The following is a 1,870-nucleotide window of genomic DNA, read 5'->3' on the forward strand; positions in this document are numbered from 1 at the left end:
TGACCATAGAGACTATCTTTCACCGTCATTTTGGTCAAAAGAGCTAAAGAAGTTCCTGTTTGAACATACTGGTCATAAAAGGCTTGGTTGTCATCCGGCAAAAAGACTTGAAAGGCACCTGTCGGTGTAATCTTAGCACGAGCCAATTTATCTTGAAGGTCTTTAGGGGCTTCATTTAGGGAAGCATAGTTTTTAACCGTAATTCCTGATACCTTCTGACCGTCAAGGGTTGTAACAGCCGTCCCATTTTCCACCACATCAAGCACTTCCTCTGGGTAATCGTCCACAAAGAAGAAGCCTCGTGCAATTGTCTCTATAGCAGAACGATCTCCCTTATACTGGTCCAAATCCCAAATCAATCGGTAGTGGTTGGTTGTGCCAAGGGCTACGACCATGTCATTAATGAGGACACCATCCGCATTTTCATTGTTTTTATCTGGTGTAATGAGTGTGGTTGTCTCCCCATCACCTGGTGTACGAACCGTTACAACATTTGAAGTGACTGTGTAAGCATTGGTTGTATCCTTGTTCAAAAGGAGTTTGTAACTATTGGAATAGGTTGCCCCATCATTTTGAACAGAACCATAGAGTTTTGGAGCAGTCAGTTGATAAACCTTGGTTAAATCTTTATTAACCTCCTGCAACAAGTTTTCCTTTGCAGTCAAGGTCACAAAATTCTTAGTCACATCAAAGTTAAGGACATAGTTTCCATTCTCTTTTTGTGTTGTTTCCTTATCAAATAGGTAACCAGCAGGCAAGTAGTCCTCAAAAATGAGACTAGTCGTTTGTGCACGATTGGGCGATAAGGCATCAACTGTTAGGGGATAAATCACTGTTGAATCTTTTGCGACAGTTTTCTCATGAAGATTAGCTTGGTCACTATTGACCACTTCTTTCATAATCTCTGGAGTTGTCGTCAAACGGTACGCATGATAATGAACAGTCGGAACTTGTGGTGGCGTTGGAAGTTCTTTTGGAATAGGTTTGACAGGTAAGGTTACCTTGGTCAAAGTTAGACTAGGCTGCACCACTTCTTCCAAAGGCTTTGGCGTAAAGGTTACAGGCTTTTCTGGTGTAAATGTTTTAGGAGTAAAGACATCTGGTGTTACCGTAATAGGTTCTGGAACGGGTTCAAGTTCCACCGCTACATGAGGTTTGGGACTATAAGGTGTCACTGTACGTGCAACTGGTAGGGTATTTAAGGCGAACCAGTATGACAAGCCAACATTCTGTGGCATATCGCCTTGGCCAAAGGTGACTGTGTAGGTATTTCCTGATGTAACTGTTGAGACAATTGCTCCTTTATAAGCATAACGACTTGATGTGGTATCCCATTCCTCAGCTAAATTCAAATCACTTGCACGATTGGAACCCAACGAACGGGCCAGACCTTCATTAGTCACTTGAACGGTTGAACCATTAATCGGCACAAATTTCCCAGAAGTATCTTTGACATATTCTAGACCAATGTCATTATGATTGAGGGAAGAATGCGTGAAGACTCCTGGTTTTTCTTTGGAGAAGGTGACTTGTGAACCGTCTTCCAAGAAATACTTAGCAACTACACGAAACTCCATCTTGTCTGTTCGCCAGTCACCATTTCCGTCATTTCGATAGGCAATGAAGCCTTCGGTAGGATCATTTGGCACAACCAATTTCACGGCATCGGTTCCAGCTGGTGATACAAGGTTGGTAATATCGTAAGTCACTCGACTAATCTTTTTACCATCAAATCGTGCATTTTGAAGATTTTGATAGTTAAAACTAAGGGTCTCACCTGTTTTGAAGCTATCATAGACAAAGAATCCTGTTGAATCCAATATTCTTGAGTAGCCACCCAGCATGGTATCGCCAGTTGAAATGATTTGAT

Annotated in this window: 1 protein-coding gene; it reads right to left on the bottom strand. The window is 42.0% G+C overall.

Going from position 1 to position 1,870, the window contains the following annotated elements:
• Window positions 1-1,870 (bottom strand): SspB-related isopeptide-forming adhesin (locus tag ACHBHN_RS11265; RefSeq protein WP_394734156.1); only part of this gene is annotated, 1,870 nt, incomplete at both ends.

Source organism: Streptococcus sp. A22, from assembly GCF_043674215.1.
Taxonomy (GTDB): Bacteria; Bacillota; Bacilli; order Lactobacillales; family Streptococcaceae; genus Streptococcus; species Streptococcus suis_V.